The sequence below is a fragment of the Ralstonia sp. OTU4908 genome, assembly GCF_038440115.1.
GTDB lineage: Bacteria > Pseudomonadota > Gammaproteobacteria > Burkholderiales > Burkholderiaceae > Ralstonia > Ralstonia pickettii.
The window spans coordinates 233,115-239,552 of the sequence record NZ_JASATD010000005.1 but is presented as its reverse complement, the minus strand read 5'-3'; the positions used below and the strand labels follow the sequence as shown (position 1 = coordinate 239,552).

5 protein-coding genes are annotated in these 6,438 nt (G+C 56.8%); all 5 read right to left on the bottom strand.

Annotation, left to right across the window (positions count from 1 at the left end; translation table 11 throughout):
* Nucleotides 1-229: 229 nt before the first annotated feature.
* The 5 genes from AAHM38_RS07200 to AAHM38_RS07180 all read right to left on the bottom strand — a co-directional run bounded on the left by AAHM38_RS07200 (nucleotide 230) and on the right by AAHM38_RS07180 (nucleotide 6,350).
* Nucleotides 230-1,999 carry a PglL family O-oligosaccharyltransferase gene (locus AAHM38_RS07200; RefSeq protein WP_116575907.1) on the bottom strand — a complete coding sequence of 590 codons (1,770 nt, stop codon included), beginning with the start codon at nucleotides 1,997-1,999 and terminating at the stop codon, nucleotides 230-232.
* Nucleotides 2,000-2,181: 182 nt separating this feature from the next.
* A complete protein-coding gene (locus tag AAHM38_RS07195) occupies nucleotides 2,182-4,074 on the bottom strand; it encodes a PglL family O-oligosaccharyltransferase (RefSeq protein WP_257019907.1) in 1,893 nt (630 codons plus the stop codon).
* 15 nt (nucleotides 4,075-4,089) lie between these two features.
* Nucleotides 4,090-4,581 (bottom strand): pilin, encoded by a 492-nt coding sequence (locus tag AAHM38_RS07190; RefSeq protein ID WP_306456159.1) that lies wholly within the window; start codon nucleotides 4,579-4,581, stop codon nucleotides 4,090-4,092.
* A 382-nt stretch (nucleotides 4,582-4,963) separates the two neighbouring features.
* A complete protein-coding gene (locus AAHM38_RS07185) occupies nucleotides 4,964-5,470 on the bottom strand; it encodes a pilin (RefSeq protein WP_116575905.1) in 507 nt (168 codons plus the stop codon).
* A gap of 184 nt (nucleotides 5,471-5,654) precedes the next feature.
* Nucleotides 5,655-6,350 carry a TerC family protein gene (locus AAHM38_RS07180; protein WP_116575904.1) on the bottom strand — a complete coding sequence of 232 codons (696 nt, stop codon included), beginning with the start codon at nucleotides 6,348-6,350 and terminating at the stop codon, nucleotides 5,655-5,657.
* Nucleotides 6,351-6,438 lie beyond the last annotated feature (88 nt).

The following is a 6,438-nucleotide window of genomic DNA, read 5'->3' as shown; positions in this document are numbered from 1 at the left end:
ATTCGATCAGGGTAAAGCCAGCTTGGTCCTTGTTACTAATTTGGCGCTTTGAGTGCATTAACTCCTCCTAAATTGCTTAACCGGTTACTCGACTACCAAACAACGTTGGCGCCAAGAAGGAGAAGATTAATCGAGTGATCCTGCGCCAGGCCGAATCGCAACTCATTTTCATATTTCGCGATGAAAAGCCAAACAATCAATAAGAAAGCGCCCAATCGGGCGCTTTCGGTTATTTCGATGCGGCTAACGGTTCACCGCCGGACGGGTTATCTGCTGTCGCCAACAGTTTCTCGGACTTGAGGCGTACGCAGAATGTCTCGAGTGCATCGCCGCTCTTCTGCCCGCATGCCTGCTTGAGCAGCCAGGACTGGTCTGCGTAGTCGGTCCAATAGTGGCTGTGCAACCGGCGGACTTGGATGACGGCCTCCTCCGTCTTGCCCAGGTAGGCAAGCGCCAACGCGTAGCGCTGGACAGTGCTGGGCCCAGGATAGAACTGCACAGCTTGGCGCTCAAGCGTCACAAGCGACGCAGCCGTTGCCGGACCAACATTCCATCTGCTAGCCATGGCCTCGTTCTCATAGGGCAACAGCAAGGTCGGGGCGTGCTGGTGATCCCGTGTCAGCAGCGGGGGCTGGCTTGCGGAGCCGTATTGAAGGCGTTCAGCCGACGCGTAATCGCCCCAGAGCTGCATCAGCAACGCGATGGCGCCCAACGCCACGATTCCGGTAGACGCCCATGCAATGCGGCCCGAACCAAAACGCAATGTGCGTGTATCCAAATAGCCCAGCGCAAATGCCAGAGGCAACAAGAAGAACAGGTAGTGCAGCGGATACTCGAGCATCGAGTGCGCGGCCAATACCAGAATGATGGCGAGCAGAAATGCCCGGGCGGGCGTGATGGGCTGCTTTCGCAAGCTCCATGCAAAGCTGAGGAACGGCAGCGTCACTGCAAACAAGCCAAGCAGACCGACCTTGGCCAGCAAGTCCAGCACGATGTTGTGCGCATTCAATGACATCGCGACGTTGCCGAGCCGATCGGTCTGCACGTACTGGTTCCAAGCGTAATCGCCCCAGCCACCACCCAGCCAAGGATGCGCGAGAAACATATGCCAAGCGTGTTGCCAAAGAGCAGCACGCGGACCAACACCCTCCTGCATGCGCTCTCCAAGGGAGCCCGGCAGATCCAGATGCCAAAGCACATTGGCATACGAAACGAACCAGTTGCAAGCCTCATACACAGCGACGAGCAACAGCACAGAAGCGCCCACCGCCAACCAACGACGCAGGCCTCGTGCTGAGGCCGACCACGCCAGACCCGCCAACGCGCCGACTACAACGACGTGCAGCCACGTAACGCGGGAGATGGTCAACGCCATACCCAGTAGAAAGATCACTGCGATTACCGCCAGCGCGAGACGCCAGCGCTTGAATTCCTGCGCAACAAAGACACAAGCCGCAAGCCCGAACGCCAAATAGGAGCCGACGTGGTTCGGCTGATTGAGGTTGCCCCACATGCGACGGCCCGTACCAAGCGGCGTCATCGAAAAGAAGACACTGGGAAGCCGCGGCACACGAAACAGGTGCAACAGCTCCACCGCCACGGTCAACATGCCCCCGACGATGACACCTATTGCCAGGGCCGCCAGGACCCCCGGAACGTCACGACATCGCTCCCCCAGCCACGTAGCAACAACGGCCGCCAAAAGAAATGCCGACGCTGCGATCGAGAAGAACGTGTTGATCGGTGGCGCGACCACCAACTGCAGGGCCAATGCACCAATCAAAGCTAGCGGCGCTGTCACGATAACCGGGAACCCGGCCTTGCTACCCCATGTCAGCGCGAGCACGCAGAGTGTCAGTGCAGCCCAGCACACTGCAGCGGCATATTCAGCGTAGAACGTTGGAATCGGATATGTGTGCGGCGCAATCAGGAACGGAACGGACCAGCACGCGGCGATCGCGAGCCAGAGGGGCAGCAGCAAAGGGAGGGGGCGGGACATCTGGATAAGCTAGTGGTCGGTTCAATGACAAAAGCGCCCGAAGGCGCTCTTGTTAGGTGTACGCGAGTTTAGCTTATTGGACCTCATGAGCTGCCAACATCTTCAGTGTATCTTTATGACCTCAAGCACCAGCGCGCTGCCCTCCAAATTGCTAGGCTTATCGCCTAAGCAACTCATCGTCTTCATAGTTGTCCCAAGTCAAATCCGGCGACCAAATTCTCCGATGCCAGATGCGAACAGAAGCGTAGCAACGCGTCGTTCCAATCCCGCTTCTTGCAGGTGTCCACCAACAGACTAGACAACTTGGGATAGTCCTCCTCGAACATATTGCGCAACCGGCGAACCTGTATCACCGCCTCATCCGTCCTGCCTAGGTAAGCAAGTGCGAGGGCGTAGCGTTGGACGGTATTTGAGTCTGGATAGAACTCCACAGCTTGTCGCTCCAGAACCACCAGGGCCGGCGCCATGGCTGGAACCACATTCCAGTGCATTGCGATTGCCAAGGTCCCGAAAGGCGCAAGCAACGTTGTGCCGTGTTGCCGATAGCGAACCAACTCCTTATCAAACGACTCGGGCGAGTAACTCAGTCGCTCAACTGCCTTGTAGTCACCCCACAAATGCCCCAACAACGCCGTCCCGCAAATTACGACCGCCACGCTGAGTAGCTTCGCCATACCAGGTGATGGCAACCGCAAAACACGGTTGTCTGCATAGCCCAAGGCAAACGAAAATGGCAAAAGAAAGTAGAGATAGTGCAAGGGATACTCGACCATCGAGTGAATCCCCATCACCAGAACTATGGCGTAAAGGAACGCCAACTCGGGCACCACACGATTTCGCCATACGACCCGCACGAGCCCTAGGAACGAAAACGCAACCGCCATCGTTCCGACAATACCAACCTTAGCAAGCAAGTCCAGGAAGATGTTGTGCGCGTGCATGGAAAAAATGACAGGCCCCAGCGTATCAGTCTGCACATATTGATTCCAAGCATAGTCACCCCAGCCACCACCGAGCCACGGATGCGCAAGAAACATGTGCCAGGCATGCCTCCAAAGCAATAGACGCGTGGGACTTCCCGTTTGCATACGCTCATTCAGTGACACTGGGAATCCCAAGTGCCAGAACGCATTGGCACAGTCGACCGCCCAACTGCACACCTGAAATGCTGCAACCAGTGCCAACAAACGCACAGAAGCCAGCCACAAACGGCGCCGACCGCTTTCGCCACTTGTGCACACCAAGCCCGCGAGAGCACCAATGGCGATGATGTGCAACCAAGTTGTGCGTGAGAAAGTGACAATCATGCCAAGCATGAATAGCGGGACAATGCACGTCAACGGAACCCGCCAACTTTTATTCTTTTGCGCCAGGAACAAGCACGCAGCCAAACCAAAGGCGAGATAAGACGCCACGTGGTTGGCTTGATTGAGATTGCCCCACATGCGGCGGTCGTTGGTCAGCGGAATCACTGATATGTACGTCGGCGATAGCCCCTGAACACGAAACACCTGCACATACTCGATCGCGATCGTGGCCAAGCCGCCCAGAATGCACCCCACCGCCAAGGCTTCGACCAAGCCAGGAACCTCCCGACAACGCGCTCCGAGACCGCATGCGACGGCTGCCCCCAGTAGACAGCACATAGCCGCGAGAGAGTAGAACGCATTGAGCGGAGGAGCGATCTGCAACTGAAGGGCCAGAGCAGCGACCAATCCGAGCGGCGCTAAGACGATGGCCGGGAATTGCGCTTGACCGCGCCATGTCAGCGTGAGGACAGCTAGCGCCAACAATATCCAAAGCCCAGCAGCAGAGACCTCGTTATAGAACGTGGGCAGGGGAAAGGTATGGTACGCAAGCAGGAACGGTGCGGAAGAGCTCGTGACGGCAGCAAACCAAGCTGCGAAACGCAGCGGTCTAGATCGAAGCATTGGCGAAATGACGAGGCAACCAAGAAGCATCTTCCGAAGCCATGGGCGCTCCTTGGTCAAGTGCTGGGCTAGCATGGATCGTGCCAGCGGAAATTTGAATATATAGAAAGCAAGAGGGCGCCCAAAGGCGCCCTCTTCTTTCATACTGCTCTCGCTACATCAACCCTGGCACGCAGCGGGCAGGTACGGGAACATTGTCGGTTGAGAAGCCGTCGACTGTGCGCCAGTTCCGCCCGTCGTTTGGCATTTCCAGGTAATGGTGCCATCAGCATTCGCATTGCCAAAAATACCCAGATACTTACCGTTCACAGCAGCAGCACCGACACTGTTGCTGATTTGAACGACCACACCGACGTTCGAGCCGTTGGCCGTATAGTTGATACTTTGAACATAGTTGGCGTTCGAGCCCAGCGGCGGAACAGGAGAAGTTGTGGGGAACGTACCACCGTTCGAAGTAAAAGCTTCGGTGACGGCCGCCTTTGCAGCATCGAGATCCGTTGTCGCTTCAGTCAGTTTCGACTTGATCATGTAGTTGTTGTAGGCCGGCAGCGCAATAGCGGCCAAGATACCAATAATCGCGACCACGATCATCAGTTCAATCAGCGTGAAACCCTTCTGGACACGCTGCTTCATACGACGCATCGACTTCATGTAATCCCCCGGAATGTGTGGTTAAGATGATGCGGGGAGAGTAAAGCAGAGATCGTGCCAGGTGGAAATTGGGTATCTCCTCGAGGGAGCCGACACGATTTTGGCAACTGGTGCCTCAGATACTGACATTTTTCGACACACATTGACACAAAACGTTACTTTTGCGGTCTATGAATCACAAAATAAGCCTGCAAACTAAGCTTGCGAAGATACTGCGAACCCGGCGACCTGGTAGAAGCAAGGAAATAGACTCTCTCGCCACAAATAAGAATTGCCGCATCCCGGCCTCTCATTTTGGGCATGGATGCGGCGTCCGAAATGCTGGCGCCCAGACCGCGAACTTATAAGGGCGTTAAACTCCCGTCGACTATGCTCAAACAATTCAATGCTGACACGCGGCAGGCAAGAATGGGTACATCGTTTGCACAGCGGCACCAGATGCCGTGGCATTGGGTGCGTTGGCCGTAGAGCAAGACCAAAGCACGGTTCCATCGGATTGGCTGACGCCAAATATTCCCAAGTACTGGTTGTCGATCTGGGAGGCGCCCGTTTTCCCAAGAGTCACAACAACACCTACGTTAGAGCCTTGAACGGTGTAGTTTATGTTAGTCACGTAGTGGGCATTGCTTCCCACGGACTGCACGATAACGGGCGGCGAGGAGGTCGGCGGGAAAATACCTCCGTTCGATGTATAGGCTTCCGTTATCGCCGCCCGCGCAGCATCGAGCGTTGTTGTCGCCTCGGTCAGCTTGGACTTAACCATGTAGTTGCTGTAAGCCGGCAGTGCAATCGCCGCTAAGATGCCAATGATCGCGACCACGATCATCAGTTCAATCAGCGTGAAACCACGCACGCAGCGCCTTGTTCCGCTACTTTGCTTGAAGCCCATAACCGATCCCCAAAAGGCATTTTGTTGTGGAGAACTACACCGCAGGGACCGTGCCAAGGCATACGAGCAGCTTCCGCGCAAAAACTGGCGCGCTTTGTCGAAGTTTGCGCCGCAAATCTGACCGTTCCTGACAGAATTCCCGACAGAACCCGTCATCACCTACTTCCGAGGGGATTCGTTCGGACTAGGCCTGCCGCAACGTTCGCCGGCTCAGCCACCGGCCGACGCCCACGACCAGCAGCGCCCCAACGCAACCCACCACCACGTCCGCATACGGCACCGCGCGCTCAAACCACGCCGCATCGATCGGATCGGTGACGAGCATGTCGCCGGCAAGATAGCCGAGCAGTGCCGCCCCGAGTGTGATGATGACGGGAAAGCGCGCCATGACACCCACCAGCAACGTGCTGCCGAATACGATCAGCGGCACCGACAACCCAAGCCCCAGCACCAGCAGCAGGAATGTGGTGCCCGGCGGCCCCTTCTCGGCCGCGGCGGCCACGGCGACGACGTTATCGAGCGACATCACAAAGTCGGCGATGAGAATTGTTTGGATGGCAGGCCACAGGCCGTCGCGCTGATGGCGATCGGCGGCTTCGTCTTCGGCAGCCGTGAGCAGCTTCACGCCGATATAGACCAGCATCACCGCGCCAATCGTCTTCAGGTACGGCAGCGCGAGCAACTTGACGGCCAGGATGGTCAGCACGATGCGCAGCACGATTGCGCCGGCACTGCCCCAGAAAATGGCCTGCTTTTGCTGGCGCTTCGGCAGATTGCGTGCGGCCAGCGCGATGACGACCGCGTTATCGCCCGACAGCACGATGTTGGTCAGGATGATGGAACCAAGTGCGAACCAGAATGCGCTTGAGGTGAGCGCCATAGTGTTCCTGAAGCCGTTCTTATGGGAAGGATGATCTGCTTATACACATGTCGTGCCGAGATCGCACGTTGCATCATCGACGAGACGC

Bases quoted from the DNA above. Each gene is read 5' to 3' on its own strand.
- AAHM38_RS07200 (WP_116575907.1), bottom strand. From the start codon at position 1,999: ATGTCCCGCCCCCTCCCTTTGCTGCTGCCCCTCTGGCTCGCGATCGCC.
- AAHM38_RS07195 (WP_257019907.1), bottom strand. From the start codon at position 4,074: ATGAAAGAAGAGGGCGCCTTTGGGCGCCCTCTTGCTTTCTATATATTC.
- AAHM38_RS07190 (WP_306456159.1), bottom strand. From the start codon at position 4,581: ATGAAGTCGATGCGTCGTATGAAGCAGCGTGTCCAGAAGGGTTTCACG.
- AAHM38_RS07185 (WP_116575905.1), bottom strand. From the start codon at position 5,470: ATGGGCTTCAAGCAAAGTAGCGGAACAAGGCGCTGCGTGCGTGGTTTC.
- AAHM38_RS07180 (WP_116575904.1), bottom strand. From the start codon at position 6,350: ATGGCGCTCACCTCAAGCGCATTCTGGTTCGCACTTGGTTCCATCATC.